Source organism: Haloferax sp. KTX1 (assembly GCF_902410085.1).
GTDB lineage: Archaea > Halobacteriota > Halobacteria > Halobacteriales > Haloferacaceae > Haloferax > Haloferax massiliensis.
The window spans coordinates 1-523 of sequence record NZ_CABPRH010000085.1 but is presented as its reverse complement, the minus strand read 5'-3'; the positions used below and the strand labels follow the sequence as shown (position 1 = coordinate 523).

General features: G+C 51.4%; 2 pseudogenes. One reads left to right on the top strand and one right to left on the bottom strand.

The features are described from left to right. Positions 1-302: 302 nt before the first annotated feature. Positions 303-398: pseudogene (locus FY251_RS20890) on the bottom strand (IS1595 family transposase); the annotation flags it as partial. Here FY251_RS20890 and FY251_RS23615 point away from each other — a divergent pair. Further along, positions 396-523 (top strand): annotated as a pseudogene (locus FY251_RS23615) (cell division control protein Cdc6); the annotation flags it as partial. The pseudogenes FY251_RS20890 and FY251_RS23615 sit on opposite strands and share 3 nt — an antisense overlap.

The window sequence follows — 523 nt, the reverse complement described above, 5'->3', positions numbered from 1 at the left end:
ACACAATGTCTTCGGCTTCCGACCTCGCCCAAACATCGGCGCGTTCGTGTTTCTCCCGGACTTCTTTATCGGACTTGCCATTTTAGTTCTTCTCTATCAGAGCCAGGCCTGAGTTCGCATCAATTTTTCAGATCTATGAGAAGGATTTCATAGACTGATTTCGTTCACCGATTAGACGGACTCTCTCGAAGTCGGTGTCACCGGTCGCCTCTGCAGTTCGGGCAGCGGTATGGCGGACGACTGCTCGGACGTCGGGTTGTTTCAAATAAATAATGCTCTTGCGTAAGCGATTGTTGGTGGCGTCATAGCGCTGTTTCAAGGATGATTTTGAGCGCTTCGTCGCCGGGTTTTCGGCGGACGCATTTTCGAAGCAGTAACGCTCTGAGACAGGGTGTGAGGATGAACTCGAAAAGAACCAGCTCTACGGGGGTATGCAAGAAGTCACGACACAGGGACACGCTGTGTTGTGTGCGCTTGCATATCAACAGGCGCTTGACGAAGTTGCTATCCGTTCTCGTGACCT